At 54.0% G+C, this 16,546-nt stretch carries 7 protein-coding genes; 2 read left to right on the plus strand and 5 right to left on the minus strand.

Annotation, left to right across the window (positions count from 1 at the left end; translation table 11 throughout):
- Positions 1–21 precede the first annotated feature (21 nt).
- Positions 22–5,505, plus strand: a complete 5,484-nt coding sequence (locus C812_RS13745) for a S8 family serine peptidase (protein ID WP_016313255.1) — start codon at positions 22–24, stop codon at positions 5,503–5,505.
- Between the two features lie 220 nt (positions 5,506–5,725).
- Here the strand turns inward: C812_RS13745 and C812_RS13750 are convergent, their stop codons facing one another.
- The 5 genes from C812_RS13750 to C812_RS13770 all read right to left on the minus strand — a co-directional run bounded on the left by C812_RS13750 (position 5,726) and on the right by C812_RS13770 (position 15,305).
- A complete protein-coding gene (locus C812_RS13750; RefSeq protein ID WP_016313256.1) occupies positions 5,726–7,834 on the minus strand; it encodes an alpha-galactosidase in 2,109 nt (702 codons plus the stop codon).
- Positions 7,835–7,836: 2 nt separating this feature from the next.
- Complete coding sequence (locus C812_RS13755) at positions 7,837–9,936, minus strand: alpha-galactosidase (protein ID WP_016313257.1); 2,100 nt, start codon at positions 9,934–9,936, stop codon at positions 7,837–7,839.
- Positions 9,937–10,107: 171 nt separating this feature from the next.
- Entirely contained in the window at positions 10,108–11,745 is a 1,638-nt protein-coding gene (locus C812_RS13760; RefSeq protein ID WP_016313258.1) for an ABC transporter substrate-binding protein, read from the minus strand.
- 148 nt (positions 11,746–11,893) lie between these two features.
- Positions 11,894–13,720 carry a cache domain-containing sensor histidine kinase gene (locus tag C812_RS13765; RefSeq protein WP_016313259.1) on the minus strand — a complete coding sequence of 609 codons (1,827 nt, stop codon included), beginning with the start codon at positions 13,718–13,720 and terminating at the stop codon, positions 11,894–11,896.
- Positions 13,698–15,305: a response regulator transcription factor gene (locus C812_RS13770; RefSeq protein ID WP_016313260.1), complete on the minus strand. Its 1,608-nt coding sequence runs from the start codon at positions 15,303–15,305 to the stop codon at positions 13,698–13,700. The genes C812_RS13765 and C812_RS13770 overlap by 23 nt, the downstream gene beginning before the upstream one ends.
- Before the next feature lie 254 nt (positions 15,306–15,559).
- Here C812_RS13770 and C812_RS13775 point away from each other — a divergent pair, with 254 nt between their 5' ends.
- Complete coding sequence (locus C812_RS13775; RefSeq protein ID WP_425270085.1) at positions 15,560–16,546, plus strand: ABC transporter permease; 987 nt, start codon at positions 15,560–15,562, stop codon at positions 16,544–16,546.

Consider the following 16,546-nt stretch of genomic DNA (forward strand, 5'->3'; position numbering starts at 1 on the left):
TAATCAAAGGGAGTGAAGAAGTTGATAAGTCTCAAGAGATTTCGCAAACCTTTCTCGCTTGGCATGTCGATCCTTCTTGCGTTAACTCTCGTTCCCGTCGCTTCCGCCAGCAGCAGCAGCGTATCGGGACAAAGCAGCTTGAGATCGTCCGCGCCCCAAGTGGCCGAAGCCAAAATCGACGCTAAATTGCAGTCCCAGTTTAAGCAAGACGACTTCGTCACCTACCTCGTCAAACTCAAGGAGCAGACCGATACCAACTCGGTCGCCAAGCTGGCTCTTCAGAAAGCCCAGCTGGAGAAATCGACTCCTTCCGCCGCGAAGCTGTCCGTACGGACTTCCGTTGTCAGCGCTTTGCGCGAAACGGCCTCCCGCACCCAATATAAGCTGGAGGAATACTTGCGGAAAGCCCAGCAATCCGGAGAGGTGAAAGACTACAAAAGCTACTTTATCGTAAATGCCATGGCCGTGACAAGCTCCAAAGAAGTGCTGGAGCGAATCGCCCTTTTCCCCGAAGTGGAGAAAATTCTGCCGAATGAAGAACGACATCTGCAAAAGGTTGAAATCGATAAAGATGCGGCTGTAGAGCCTGCCGTAAAGATGCCTGCTGTGAAACCGGCCGACGAGGTCTCCACTTCACTGGGCGATTCAAAGCAAGCGACCAAGGACGTTAACCCAAGCAGCGTTGAATGGAATATTGCCCAAATCAACGCCCCTGAGGTGTGGAACATGGGCATCGATGGCACCGGCATCGTGGTCGCCAACCTCGATACCGGCGTGGATTACAACCACCCGGCCTTAAGAAGCAAATGGCGCGGACTGGATGCTTCGGGCAATATCGTGGATCCCGAGCTCAGCTGGTATGATCCGCACAGCCACGCTCCGCTGCCTGCCGATTCCCATGGCCACGGTACGCACACCATGGGAACGATGGTTGGTTCGGAGCCAGACGGCTCGAACCAGATCGGCGTCGCGCCTGGTGCAAAATGGATCGCTGTCCGGATTTTTAATCCTACCACAACGGATGACATCATCCTGGATGGCGGCCAATGGCTGCTCGCGCCAGTGGATGCCGAAGGGAATCTGCATCCGGAGCTCGCTCCTGACGTGGTGAACAACTCCTGGGGAGGCGGTCCCGGCATCGATGAATGGTTCCGCCCGATCGTACAAGCTTGGAGAAGCGCGCAAATCTTCCCTGAGTTCTCGGCGGGCAACACCGATTTTGATAACCCCGGCGGTCCGGGTTCGGTAGCTGCGCCAGCGAACTATCCAGAAGCGTTCGCTACCGGCGCTACGGACATCAACGGGAATTTAGCGGATTTCTCTTTGCGTGGACCTTCCCCTTACGATGAAATTAAACCGGAGGTTTCCGCGCCAGGTGTTAACATTCGTTCCTCTGTTCCTGGCGGAGCTTATCAGGGCGGCTGGAACGGCACCTCGATGGCAGGTCCGCATACGACAGCCATCGCGGCCTTGCTGCTGCAGGCGAACCACTCGCTCACAGTAGACCAGTTGGAAGAAATTCTGACCAGCACGGCTACACCACGTACGGACAGCGAATATCCGACGACGCCTAACAACGGATATGGAAGTGGTATCGTTAATGCGTTGGATGCCGTAGGCTCCGTGCTGCAAGGCATCGGTACGGTCTCAGGTCGTGTGATCACGGCAGGGGAGGATTTAGAGGAACCGGTGCTGACACATACACCGCCTACTTTAATATATGAAGGCTTCGATGTGACGTTATCCGCTCAAGTAAGCGATGATGTTGCCGTCACATCCGTTGAATTTTACGCCAAAGAAGCCGGAACCAGCCATTATGTATACATTCCAGCTGTACGAGTGTCGGGGAACGAAAAAGACGGGGTATATGAAGCAACGATCCCCTCTTTCCTAATTAGTACGGCCGGGCTCGACTACTACATTCGGGTGAACGACTACGGTAACAACGGGTTTGACAGCGCCCCTTACTCCGTGACCGTATCCGCCGGTGTTGTGCCCGGTTATCTGCAGGATTTCGAAACGGATATCTCTGGGTTTATGTCCGGCGGAGCCGGGAATACCTGGGCTTGGGGAACACCGGTCAGCGGACCGGGCAGTGCTTATTCCGGTGACAAGGTGTACGCTACCAATCTAACCGACAGTTATGAACCCCTTGCCAATTCCTATCTGCTGGCACCTCCAATTGATTTAACCGACAGCCCGGAAGGGGCCATCCTCTCTTTCAAACATTGGTACGATCTTGAGGAAGAATTTGATGTCGGTACGTTGTACATGGCAACCTTGGATACCGATTATGCCTTTGTACCGGTGGCAGAATATACAGGAACGAGCAACGGCTGGGAAACGCAATATCTGGATCTGCGCGACTATGCCGGTCAGCAAGTGTACTTGCAATTTGGCTTAACGAGTGACGGTGTCGTGCAGAAAGCAGGGTGGTATCTGGATGATCTCTCCCTGCAATTGCCTGATGACTCTGCTCCTGCAGCTCCTACAGATCTGAGCGGCTCCGCCACCTTCGTTGGCAGCGTTGAACTGACCTGGTCTCCTTCCGTTGATGAGGACGTAAAAGAGTACACCGTATACCGTTCCACAACTTCAGGATCCGGTTATGAAGAGCTCATTACAACGTCTTCGACGGAATATACCGACACCACAACCGAAACGGACCAAACGTATTATTATGCGGTCACCGCAACGGACTACAGCGGTAATGAAAGCGCCAAGTCGGAAGAATTGGAGATCAACGTTGTTCATCCGATTACCATTTTCAGCGACAACTTTGACGGCGACAGCGATAACGGCTGGACGCACAGCGGCGCAGGGGACAAATGGGAACGCGGCACTCCGATGGATCCCGGTCCGACCAGCGCTGTATCTGAGCCAAACGTATGGGGAACTGATCTCGACAACTATTATGAGAATGGAACAAATGCTTCGCTTGTCTCCCCAACGATCGATTTGAGTACCGTCGATAATGCAACCCTTGTGTTTGATCATTGGTTTGAAATTGAGACCAACTTTGATTACGGTTATGTGGAAGCCAGCTCCGACGGCGGAGCGACATGGCACGAGCTGGGGAGATTTTCGCATAACACCGAGGGCAAGGTTTGGAGCACTGCTTATTACGATCTCGAGGATTACGTCGGAGAACAGGTACAGGTTCGTTTCCGATTAAATACAGACGGCAGCGTTGTGAGAGCCGGCTGGTACATCGACAATGTTCAGGTGCTGAATGTGAATACACCTGAAGATCAGGTGACAAGCAATGTGCTTGGCAACACTGGAACGAAAATGGACAAGGTTGTAAAATCCGGACCAGCCTACAAACTGACGCGCACAAGTAAGGCTGAATTCGAACGACTAGTGAAGGAAGCGAAGCCATCTGGTGACATCGGCATCAGCAGCCTGCCGGCCAGCGCAACCGTGACGGTGGTGGAAACCGGTCGTTCTGTCAAAACCGATCCAGCCACCGGACGTTACAGCTTAAATCATATGGCTGGGGATTACACGCTGAAAGCGGAAGCCTACGGCTATTATCCGCAAACGGCAAATGTGACCATCGCCGATCAGGTGAACGCCAAGGCGAACTTCACTTTGCAGCCGATTCCGAAAGGCACGCTCACCGGCACGATCACGGATGAACGTACAGGCGAGCCAATCGAAGGTGCAACAGTATCCGTACTTGAAGATGCGATGGTTGCACCACAAATCACCGGGGCTGATGGCAGCTTCTCCTTAGAACTTCTGGAAGGGACCTATACGTTGTCGGTAATTGCAGCCGATTATTACGGCGATACGTTAACGGTTACGGTACCGCCGAACGGAACTGCTGACGGCTCGCTGGCACTTAAGCCGTTTGTGGGCTTGCCTGGCGAAATCGCCTACGATGACGGCACACTGGAAAATGCGTGGGTCTTCAACAAAGCAGACAACGCTTGGGCGGTACGCATGACGCCGGAAGCCGGCGCGGTGCAAGTCACCGGTGCATTGATCCGTTTCATGAATACGGAATGGCCGGTTCCGGGCGGAACCGAAATCCAATACGCCGTTTACGATGCCTCCGGCCCGGACGGAGCACCAGGCCAGCAAATCGCCGGTCCTTTTGATGGCACTGCTTTGCGTAATGATGAATGGACCGTGCTGGAGCTGCCAGAACCGGTTACAGTTGAAGGCGACTTCTACATCGTCTACATTCAAACCTTAGCCGGAACCAGTGCTCCGGGGATTGGAGCGGACGAATCCAGCCCGAACGCCGGTCGCAGCTGGAATCGCATCAACGGGGTGTGGAGCTTGGTTGATCAATCACAAGGCAACTTTATGATTCGCGCCGTCGTTCGTTATCCGGTGCATGCACCAGTGATTACGTCTCCGGAGGATGGATCTTATACGAATCAAGCCGCCTTTACCGTAACCGGAACCTCTATGGCGAACGGCGCTGAGGTGAAGGTGTACAACGGCACCGAGCTGGCAGGAACAACAACAGTTGAAAACGGGCAATTCAGTCTGCCGATCGAGCTTCATGACGGAGCCAATGAGTTGACTGCCGAAGTCCTCGTGAACGGGAAAGCAACCGATCGTTCACTGCCAGCCATAATTACACTGGATACTGTTGCTCCGGAACTTGAAGTCGTTTCACCTGTGGACGGCTTCCGAACCAATTCAGAAGTATTGAATGTGACGGGTTCTGCGTTCGATGAGTTCATCAACAAGTTGACCGTCAACGGGCAAGAGGTTCCGCTGGAAGGCAGCGGCGCGTTCGCATATCGTATGCTGATTAACGCCGGTGAGAATCTGATCACCGTGACCGCGACGGACCATGCCGGAAACGAAACGACAGTCACTCGGACGGTCTACGTAGATACCGAGCTGCCGGAGATCACGAATCTGACACCGGCAGAGGATGTTCATTTAACCGCAGGTGAAGCGCTGACGGTCTCCTTTGACAGCGTTCCAGGGCTGACGGCTTCGTTCCACATCGAATTGCCGCTATCGATATTAGGCGGTTCGAGCAACGGGATTCCGTTGACGGAAACGGAGCCAGGTCACTATGAAGGAACGTACACGACACCTGCCTCGCTTGTCTTGGAAGGCGGCGTGATCGTTGTTACTGTCCAAGATGCGGCTGGAAACAGCGGCGACTTCCAGGCACCGGGCCGCTTGTTCGTCAGCGCATCGGGTGAAGATCCGGGAGAAGATCCAGGCGAGAATCCAGGTGGGGATCCAGGGGAAAGCCCCGATAACCCCCCGAACGTCTCGCCGGTTGCCGTCATCCATGCGGTAGACCGTGCAGCCAAAAATAAGCAAGTCGATTTTGACGGAGCAGCCTCCTCGGATGCCGACGGTCGCATCGTCCGCTACAGTTGGTCGTTTGGCGACGGCAGCACTGGGCTCGGCCCCAAAGTCAAACACCGCTTCTCCACTGCTGGATCGTACACCGTCACTTTGACGGTGACTGATAACGCCGGCGCGGTAAGCAGCGTGGTTCACAAAATCGTGATCCGGTAATTCCTTGGACACGATCTGAAAGCAAATCAGCCCCAAGCGGTTTGTGCCGCTTGGGGCTGATTTTTTTACTAGGAAGGGTATTGCCCTGTTCTCACATTGGATTCAGTTTATCTAACCGAATCAACAGCCTCCCCCCTTATTTCCTCGATTCCCTAAGTGGAACCAGAAATAAGGGACTTTTTTTACCGTTAGACAAAAACTGTGGGGGCGAACGCCAACGTTACGCTTCGCGAATCCGGTACAGCACGCTGTCGAAGTCGCCGCGCAGGGGCAACTCGATGCCGATTTGCATCAGGCTGCGGCCGCTCCAGGCGCCGGACACCCCTTCGATGGCGTAGGTTTTGTCCGGCGCAAGGCCTTGCAGACGCAAGCGAGGCAGGCAGTCGCCCAGCCGTTGCGAATGCAGGAACGCCAGCAGCACGCTATCCCCGCGAGCGGCGTCCACGTACTGAACCGCCGTCACCCCCAGGTGGCTCAGCGCATTCAGCCGGTACTGGTCGCCGAACTGCACCAGTGGGCGGATCGTTTTGTAAAGCTGGACAAATCCGGCGGCCTCCTGCAGCTCCGCTTCGCTCCAATGGTTGAGGTTCGCGCCGATGCCCAGCGTTCCCATCATCGCGCTGTGGAACCGGTACGGCAACGACAGCACGCGGCGGTTCATCCCGGTAGGGGACTCCGTCACCCAGCAGGTCATCATCTTCGGCGCATACACATAGGAGAAACCCTCCTGGATGCTCAGCCGGTCGAAGGCATCTGTATTATCGCTGGTCCAAGACTGATCCGCATATTGGAAAATGCCAAGATCAATCCGCGAGCCCCCGCCCGCACAAGTCTCAAACTCCACGTGCGGGAACCGCCGGCGCAGCTCGGCCCAGATCTCATATAGGCTTTGCACGTGCCGAATCCAAATCTCCTTCTGGCGATTCAGCGGATGATCCTTCATCCCTGGCTCCGTCACCGTCCGGTTCATGTCCCATTTAATGAACTTGATTTGGTGTTGGCTAAGCAGATCAGTCATGAACTCCAGGATGTAGTTTTTGACCTCCGGCTTGGAGATGTTTAAGAGCAGCTGGTTGCGCAGCTCCGTCCTTCCCCGAGTCGGAAAATGGTACACCCAATCCGGATGACTCCGGTACAGGTCGCTGTCCGGGTTCACCGCTTCCGGCTCCACCCAGATCCCGAAGTCCATGCCCAGCTCATGTACCCGATCGATCAGCTCGCTCAGCCCGTTCGGGAACTTCTCCCGGTTGACGACCCAGTCGCCCAGCCCGGCGCGATCATGGTTGCGCGCCCCAAACCAGCCGTCGTCAACGACGAACAGCTCCACACCAAGCTTGGCCGCGCGCTCCGCTAAAGCCATTTGGTCCTGCACGTTCACATCGAAGTACGTCGCTTCCCACGAATTGTATAGCACCTTGCGCGGCTCTCGGCTCGGCAGCACGTAATCGTGTTGATAGCGATGCAGCTTGCGGCTCATCTCGCCGAACCCGGCGGCGCTATACCCGCCGACAAACATCGGTGCGGTAAACGTCTCGCCGGGGCCAAGTAACCACGCACTGTCGAAATCGTGGATGCCTCCGATTACGCGAACGTGACGAAATGCAGTTTGTTCGGCGACGATTTTCCAGTTGCCGCTCCATGCCAGCGCCCCGAACCATACATCGCCGCGATCCTCCGCCGCCGTCCCGTCATCAACGGCAAACCACGGATTCGCATGGCCGTCGGTGAAGCCGCGGCGCGATTCCAGGACTTTTTTGCCTTCGGATAAGAAGGTACGTCGCAGTTGGAACTCGCCCGCCCACTTCCCTGTGACATGCGTCAACCGATAGTCCCGCAACACCGGCATCGTCCAAGCAGCCGATTGCATCGTCTCCAACAGCACCGGTTCACCGCCCAAATTCACAAAGCTGGCGGACCGCTCCAGCACATCATGTTCAGGAATCACCACATAGCTCAAGCGAACCTCAAACGGATACACCTCATCTTGAAAGGTAAGCGTCAGCGTATCTTTCCCGTTTGGCTGATCGACCCGGTACCCCGCATACTTCGGGCAAAAATCCCGCACCCCATCCGGCCAAGTCACTTTTAGCGACGGTTCAACATATCCTACACCGCCCCAGAAGCTGTACTCCTCCGTTTCCCGTTCAATCTCCGCGTCGAAGGAGCTATGCCCCCGCGTTCTCAACAGCGGCAACGCCTCGATCGGATCGATCGGCGCTCCCCAATATAGATGCTGCAGTCTGCCTTTCTCATTCAAGCCAAATACATAAGAGCTGCCGTTCGTTTGCAATGCAAAAATCTGATGTTGTTCATCCACCCAAATTGCCATATTCAGATCACCGTCCGCTGAGTGAGTTTAAATAGTTTGGCTTCCGCCGGCTTCAGGTCGACAACCAGCTCGCCCGCAGTTTCCTGTTCCGTACCTTCCCACAAATCATCAACCCGGTACAGCACCTTCGGATTCAGACCCGCACGCGATAGAGATACCGTCTTCCGAGCCCCCTTCGTCCCATCAAAGTTAAACACGGCCATATACCACGCATCTCCGCCCTCAGGATTTGAAGCAGGAACCTCCAACACAAACACATCAGCTGCCCGATCACCAAAGCCCCCTTCCAACGGCCGGAAAGTTTGCCCCAATCGGGCGATGTCCATCACCGCGCGATTGCCCAGCCAAGCCTTGGCACGTTCTGCGGCGCCTTCCTTGCGGAAGTCATCGCCAAGCAATAGCAGTGTTCCGGCAATGACCGATGCCGTCAGGCGGCTCCGCCCTTCATGCCAGCCAGTCTCGTCCTGATTGAAGCTTTTGTAGAGTACCGTGTGGTCTGGATCGTTAAATCGGTACAAGCAGCCATTCATCCACCAGCCGTAAGTCAACGAGTTGAGCAAATATTCCGTATCTCCGATCTGTCCAAACACATCGCAGGAAATGCGGCGGCTATGGGCAAAAGCGTACGGAAACAGCGGCGCAATCGACAGATTGATAAAAAATGGCCGTCCAACCGCCTCCGGCGACAGCTTTGATGCCAAATAGGATAAGCCGTGGCGGTAAGCCGCGATGCCGGTCGTGATCGCAGGGTCATAATGCTTCCCTTCCAGCGCCCCGTGCGCCATGAAGTCGAGCTTCACGTATTCGAAGCCTTCGCGAATGATCTTCTCCGTAAACCAATCGATCCGCTGCAACGCCCCCGGATGTGTGGGATCAATCGCCAGACCGCCGGCGATATCGGCCACGATTTCCCCTTCCGCATCGCGAAGCAAGATCTCACCGTACGTATACTTGCCGCCCGTGCCCTCCACTTCCCGGCTGAATTGCTCAGGACTGCCCCAGAAGGCAAACGGCGTCCAATACGTTCCCGGCTTATGTCCATTCTCCCGCACCCGGCGCAGTGCATCCGCCATCTCTTCTGCCGTCAGCCGATCCCAGAAGGCATCGAAGTTGATGTAGAGTGTCTCTCCGCTCTCAAATCCCAGCGGCTGCACTTCACCTCTCAGAAAATCACTGGTTGACGTATACAGCTCGTAATCCAACGTGCTCATTGCCGCCGACCAGCTGTTCCAGCCAAACGGTACGCCGCCTTCCCACTTCAGCGGTGGCTCAACCGCCGCGTTGGCTTGGCCATATGCCTCCAGCCCCTCGCGGTAATCGTCATAATATCCCGCGAACACCAGCGGGGATTCGACCCGCGGCCCGTGCACATACCCGTGCGGCTGCGTATCCCGTGTCATCACGCCGGCTGCCCCGGCATACAGCTCGAATTCATCCAGCCTGCCAGCTCGTTCACTTCGGATGCGGATGCCCGTCTTCCAAACGTCGTGGGACACCGAGCCCGTCACAAAGCCCCGCCGGCTGCCCGGATAAAACAACGCGGCCGCTTCATAGCTTTCTGTCTCCCAAGGCAACGGCTGTGCAATGTAACGCACCCATTTATCGTTGTCGTAAGGGATGCGAAGAGCATGCAGTTGATCCTCCCCAGACGCCTCGTGACGCGAGGGAGCGTTTTCGATACTCAGCTTGGCGGACTGCAGCACCACAATCCGGTTTAACTTTAGTCCGCCTTCAGCTGCCACAACAACCCGGATCAAGAAGAAAGGTTGCTGCTCATAAAGGGAAAAATACTGCTCCACGATCGGCAACCCCGGTTTTTCGTGACGAATCCCCACCTGCAGGCCGCATCCAAACGCATCGCTAAGCTCCTTCGGCTCCCCGATCACTTCATGGCGCTCATACAGGCCGGTATGGTATTCCCTCCCCTGCCACCGAAACGCGCTGCGAATCTCGTGCCACACCAGCGCTTCGCGGCAGGTCCAGGCAAAGGTGCCGCCAGCCAAATCAAAGCTTAAGCGACCAAGCCCGTTATCCAAAAATTTAAGCGTATCTGATTCCACCCAGAAGCGGACTTTTTCCGTGATCGTTCCGTTAATCGTCATTCAACCCCACCCTTTCTCCGCTTATTCGCCCCCATTATAAGGTCGAACCTTATGAGGTTCCATGCAACGATGTTCCGATTGATAGCGGGATATGCCTTTTTTGATTAGCAGCTTCGTTCAAAAACAAAGCAGCGGAGGAACCCATTCCCCCGCCGCTTCAGTCACATCGTCTTATTTCCACAGTTCCATACGTTCTTGATACTTCTTGTTATACACATCTTCCAGTTTCGATAGGCCAGCAGCCTCCACTTGCTTCATCATGGTGTCGTACAACGTCACCACGTCTTGCTCGCTAGGAGCCAAGGCCATCTTCAGGAAGTACTCGTTAATCGTCTCGTTCACCTTCGTCTCCATAATGGCTTCCGGTGTGCCACCGTCCGGGCCAAGGCTATCGTAAGGCGCCGTATCAAACGACGTATCCGCCAAGTTCTTGATCGCCAGATCCGTCGTCGGATCGCTCATCCCACGGCCAATCAAGTCATATGGCGTGCCGTCAGAGCCCGGTCCGTTCTTGATCGTCCAAGTCCATTTGCGGATCCCGGTCGTGCGGGAGGCTTCTGCCCAATCCTTCTTGAAGGCGTCCAGTACTTCTTGACGCGGCACGTGCTTGCCGTCCTTCATATCCCAATGCTCGCCTTCCACGCCCCACATCATCAAATACTGCCCTTCCTCGCTGGCGAGGAAATCCAGGAACTTGATCGTGCGAACCGGGTCCTTGTTCGTCTTGGTGATGGAGATGCCGTCCCAACCAAGCGAGCTCTTTGGCCCGTACGTCGTTTGGTCTGGTCCGATGCCCGGTGCCAGCACTTTATATTGATAGAACTGTCTTTCCTCCGCCTTCGCGGGGTCCGGAGCATCTGCCTTCAACAGACCGTTGGCTCCGCCTACGTTCCAACCTGCATCCGCGGTAGCAAAAACGTTCCCAGCTGCCAGCTTCTGTTCATACTGCTTCGTCTTCATCGTTACCCACTCTTTGTCGAGTAGACGTTGGCGATACAATGAGTTCATATATTTCATCATTTCCAAATACCGCGGATCGCGGATATCCTTCAGCAGCTTGCCGTCTTTCTCGTAATACGGCATAATGCCATACATTCCTTTAAACGTACCGGTGACCCCGCTCATGTTGTCGCCATTTAACGTCATCGGAATGGTTTCCTTGCCATCGATTGTTGGGTACTTCTCCTTAAACGCCTTTAGCAGGTTCTCGAACTCTTCGGCGGTAAACGGCTCGCCGTTGTTCACCTTATCCCCAACACCCAGCTCCTTCATCAAATCCATCCGCATCAGGAAGCCGAATACCGGATACTGCTCCAGACCGTACCAGTTAGCCAGATAGTAGTTCTTCCCGTCCGCACTGCGCGTCTTCTTCAGCGTATCCCCATACATCTTCTTGATGTTCGGGCCGTATTGCTCGATCAGATCGTCCAGCGGGATCACGGCTCCCGAGGAGATATACTTGTTCATGATGTCGCTTCCGCGGCTCATCAGCACGATGTCCGGCAAATCGTTACTTGCCAGCATCAGGTTCAGCTTCTCCGCTGGATTCCCGGTGGGCTGCTGGATTTCTACCGTCACGCCCGTTTTTTCTGTAATCGCTTTCGCTACAGGGTTTGTAAATGGATCCCCGGTGTTCTGGTCAAACAACGTCAGCGTGATCGGCGACTTGTCATCCGCCGGTGCCTCTCCGGTTGTTCCGCTCGCCGCAGGAGAATTGCCTCCCGCCGACGGGGTGTTCCCGGACCCGCAGCCTGCGAGCAAGGCCAGGACCAACATAGAGGATACCATGAATAGCAGCTTTTTCTTCATTCGCGTAAACCCCTCTCTTGAACTTTTGCGCTTGGACCTCAAGCTCACCTCAATTGTAAAAAGCGCCCCCCGGGATATCTATAACGTAAAGTTACTATTCATAATGGAAAACGACTTTCATCGACTTCCCTCCGTTAGAACCCCTATATCAGCCTATATTCAGCCGCGTTTCCAGCTCGGACGCATTGGGGTTCAGCGGCAGGCGGATCGTCACATTCGTCCCGATGCCAAGCCGGCTGAAAATTACCACCCCGTATCGCTCCCCATAAGCCAGTTTGATCCGGTCATCCACATTTTTGATCCCATAGCCGGATTGATTGCTCGCTTTGTTAAACGCCTCCTCCAGCCGCTTGCGGGTCATGCCTTGGCCGTCGTCAATGACCTGCAGCAGAAGATCTTCTCCTTCCGCCTTGAGCTTGACGATAATGTTGATGCCAGACTCACTCCAAATCGCGTGATTGATGCAGTTCTCGATAAATGGCTGCAAAATCAACTTGATCACCGTGCGGTTAAACAACGACTCGTCCAAATCGTAGTGCATATGCAGCATCCCGCGGAACCGAATCGCCTGGATGGAAACGTAGTTTTTGACCAACTGGATTTCTTGTTCCAGCAACACCACCCGTTTGCCCTTGTTCAACGAGATTCGATAATATTTCGATAAATGGTTAACCATCTGGTACACCTGCATGCTGCCTTCCTTCAATGCCAGCGAAGAGATCGAGGACAACGTATTGTATAAAAAATGCGGATTAATCTGCGCCTGCAGCGTCGTCAGCTCCGAATCCTTGACCGCGATTTCCTTCACGTATACCTCATTAATCAGTTCCTGAATACGCGCCGCCATCTTCTGGAATGCGTACGACAGCTGCCCGATCTCATCGTTGCCCATCGGCATGCGTTGCACCTGGAAGTTCCCCCGCTCTACCTTGCGGATTTGCTGCAGCAGCCCCTCGATCCGTTTCGTAATTACCTTGGCCGTCACAAAAATAAGCAGAGCGGCAACCGCAATCACAGTGACTGATATCCAGACAATTCGTTTGGTCGCCTTATTCGTATTGGCGAGCAGCTCGTCATAGGGAACGGTGATGACCGTCGTCCATCCGTTACGTAACTTTTTGTAGGTAAAAAACAACTCCTGTCCGTCGATCCGCTTATCGAACTTCCCGCTGGACAACGTTATATCCCCTTGAATCGGATAGAGGTCGAACAGCTGATTGCCCTTCATCGCCGCATCACCGGAACTGATCACGCGACCGGTCTCGTCGATGATGTAGACGCTCTTGTTGACGTTCTCTTTTTCGATCAGGGAATAGATTTCCTTGTCGTCGATATTGATCGTTAGAATGCCATACGGTTGCGATAAGCTGAAGTAGCTCAGCGAACGGGCCAGTGTGACATAGGACGTGCCGGTCTGCGGATCTTCGATATGGGTGTAGACCGGACTTCCGGCCGCGTCCAGCGCCTGCTGCTTCACCCTTTCCGGGAGCTCCTCGGTGTAGCGGATGTATTGCTTATCGGAATAGAGCGTCTTGTTATCGATGTAAATGGTAATGCCCTGAAGATTAGAATTGGAAATCATCATGGAGGACATCGTCCGATTGATATAGCGAAAGGCATCAATATAATAAAAAGCCTGCTCATAATCATTGGACAGGTAATTCCGCAGCTGTGCATCCATATACAAAATATTGGTCAGCTGCTCGTAATACCCCAGCCGGTTCTCCAAGTTCGTATTGATCTGATTTAACGTCCCGCTTAACGAAGCGTACGTCTGCTCCGTAATCGTGTCCCGCGTAGAAGTGTAGGAATAATAAATCAGCACGGAGCACGGGATAAAGGACACGAGAAGGAAAATAATAAACAGCTTATTGCGCAGCCGAAGGTTAGTAAACCAATGGTGCCTGAACGGGAACAATCGCCGAGTGATCGGGTTCATGCCTTTCGTCCTTTTAGAGATTTTTTCGATATTCATTTGGCGTGACTCCTTGGTTTTTCACGAATAAGGAAATGAAGTAGGACGTGCTCTCGTAACCGATTTTCTGGGCGATATCCTGTACCTTCAGCGATGGATCTGCCAGCATCTCCTTGGCTTTCTCCAGGCGGATGCGAGTCAGATAGTCATGAATCGTCATCCCGGTTTTGTCCCGGAAAATCGAGCGCAGATAGTTCGGTGACAAATACACTTGGCTGGACAAGCTTTGAATTGTGATCGGCTCATGATACGTATTGTCGATGATCTGGCAGACCTGATGTACCAGCTTGGCGTTCTTGTCCGTGGACCGCTCCATCAGCAGCTCCAAGTAATGGGCTGCCGCCCGCCAAATCGCCGCTTCAATCTCCTGCAACGTCTGGCAGTCGTACACCGATTGATACAAGGCGGCACGTTTGACCGGCTCGGCTTGGCAATTTAGGCTCGGAGTGTGAATCTGTTCCTCCAAGCGGTCCAACAAATCGATCGCCCACTCGTACACAAGCGATTTATCGATCCGCAGCTGGCGAACGTTCATGAGATAATCACGCAAGATCGCTTCTGCCTCTTCACTGCGCTGTTGCTGCAGCACCTCCATCCACGCCTGCTCTGAGAAGGGCGGCAGCTCTCCATAACGGTATCCCGGTTTGACGTCACCGACAAATAAAATCTGCCCCGGCCCAAGGAAGAAGCGTTCGTCCCTTAAGCTGCACACCCGTTCATACAGCTGAGCGATACCGGCAAGTTCGGCTGCTTCGTTGCTGATGGCGAGCGTGACTGACAGCCTCAGCAATCCTCGGACCGTCTGTTGCAGTGTCCCCCACTGCTCTCGTGTCATAGCGGGTTGGCTTCCTCTCTCAGGTTCAGCTGCGATAAAGATCGCCAGCTCCCCTTCCTGCAGCGTAGCCACCATCGCGTCTTTACGAATCGCGTGAAAATAATCCTCCAACACTTCCGGCAGACGGGAGATCGCCGTTTCCAACGACCCCGCCTCCCCTCTGACGTCGTTCTCCCCGCGGTTGATACTTCCGCTTGCGCAGCGGTCCACACTGCAGAGCGCCAGTGTGTAGGAAGGAGCGGATGCTCCCCTCCCCCGTTCCAACTTTCCTAGCTCGACGGCGAGTTGCTCCTGCCGAACTAGAGATTTTTCGTGAAGCAGCTCCTTCAACAACTTGGCTTTGGTCATCTGGACCGATTTATATTTTAAACGCACCTCTTCGCACTTTTGCTTCACCTGCGCAATCACGCCGGAAATTTCCTCCAGATCCAGCGGCTTCAGCAAATAACCTACTGCTCCGACGTGCAAGGCTGATTTCACGTAACTAAACTCGTCATGACCGGTCAGAAACACGATCTGCATCCAGTCATACTGCTCCCTGACCCACTTGGCCAACTCCAGGCCGTCCATGAAGGGCATCTGAACGTCTGTCAGCACGATGTCGGGCTGGATGGCTTGGATTTTCTCCTGAGCGTCCTTCCCATTGATGCCGACGCCAGCGACGTAAATCCCCATCTCTTCCCAACGGATGATGTCCCGCATCATTTCCAATTCCAATTCCTCGTCGTCCACCAGAAAAATGCTGTACATGTCCGCAAGCCCCCTTCGTTTGTCTTTCTACGCCCGATGACCGTCCTGGGAGACGGTTCTATCAACTTATGACTTCGTGCGTCCACTTCAATTATAGCGCTTACATCTCCGGGAGCTGAATCCTCCTTACGCATGAAAGTTATTTTCAAGCATGATTCGATGTTTTGCTTTATCGACATGGATTTTTCGGGAGTCTTATAATTTTTGTAAGCCATAGGCTGGACGTCCTGACTTGAACTTGAACTAGAAAACCAATGCGAGGTGCCGCTATGCAAACCGACTTGAAGCTTCGTGAAGGCACGGACCTAAACCTCCCGCGCCGGAAAGTTTGGCCCGTCTTCAAACAACAAAAATACCTGTTTCTCCTCATGCTGCCGGCGCTGATCTGGGCGATCCTGTTCGCTTATGCGCCAATGGCCGGGTTGTATATGTCGTTCGTGAACTACCAGCCCACGCTCGGCCGTTTCTGGTACAGTCTGTTCCACAGTGAATTCGTAGGCCTGCAGTGGTTTCGTTATTTTTTCAATAATGGCGATTTCCTGATCATCATGCGCAACACATTGGCTTCGACGTTAATCACACTCCTGTTCTCATTCCCGATGCCAATCCTGATCGCGCTGGCGATTAACGAAATCAAGAACGTCCAATTCAAAAAAATCGTGCAAACGTCATCCTATTTGCCGTATTTCATCTCCTGGGTTATCGCGGCCAACATTATCGTAACGCTGCTGTCTTCGGATGGTGCCGTGAACGCGTTGCTGAAGTTCTTCCATCTCACCGATGAGAGCATCCTGTTCCTGCAGAACGGGAAGTATTTCTGGTGGATTGTTGCCTTGGGCAATACTTGGAAGGATATGGGCTACAGCTCGATCATGTATTTGGCAGCGATCTCTTCGATCAACCCGGAATTGTACGAAGCGGCCAAGGTGGATGGGGCCAACCGGTTTAAGCAAATCCGCTATATCACATTCCCGCATCTGAAGGCGACGATTGTCATCCTGCTGATTCTGGCTATGGGCGGCATTCTGAACGCTGGGTTTGACCAGCACTTTCTGCTCGGGAACGATCTGACGAAGGATTATTCTGACGTGCTCTCCACCTATTCGTTCCGCTACGGGATCCAGAACGGAATGTTCTCTTACGCTTCCGCTGTCGGCATGTTCAGCTCGGTGGTCGCTTTTATTATCGTGGTGATCGTTAACCAAATCGCGAAAAAAATCAACGGCCAGTCCTTATTCTGA

Source organism: Paenibacillus barengoltzii G22 (assembly GCF_000403375.2).
In the GTDB taxonomy this organism is placed as follows: Bacteria; Bacillota; Bacilli; order Paenibacillales; family Paenibacillaceae; genus Fontibacillus; species Fontibacillus barengoltzii.

Excerpts from the sequence above, each read along its gene's own strand:
- C812_RS13750 (WP_016313256.1), bottom strand. The coding sequence starts at position 7,834 with ATGGCAATTTGGGTGGATGAACAACATCAGATTTTTGCATTGCAAACG.
- C812_RS13755 (WP_016313257.1), bottom strand. The coding sequence starts at position 9,936 with ATGACGATTAACGGAACGATCACGGAAAAAGTCCGCTTCTGGGTGGAA.
- C812_RS13760 (WP_016313258.1), bottom strand. The coding sequence starts at position 11,745 with ATGAAGAAAAAGCTGCTATTCATGGTATCCTCTATGTTGGTCCTGGCC.
- C812_RS13765 (WP_016313259.1), bottom strand. The coding sequence starts at position 13,720 with ATGAATATCGAAAAAATCTCTAAAAGGACGAAAGGCATGAACCCGATC.
- C812_RS13770 (WP_016313260.1), bottom strand. The coding sequence starts at position 15,305 with ATGTACAGCATTTTTCTGGTGGACGACGAGGAATTGGAATTGGAAATG.
- C812_RS13775 (WP_425270085.1), top strand. The coding sequence starts at position 15,560 with ATGCGAGGTGCCGCTATGCAAACCGACTTGAAGCTTCGTGAAGGCACG.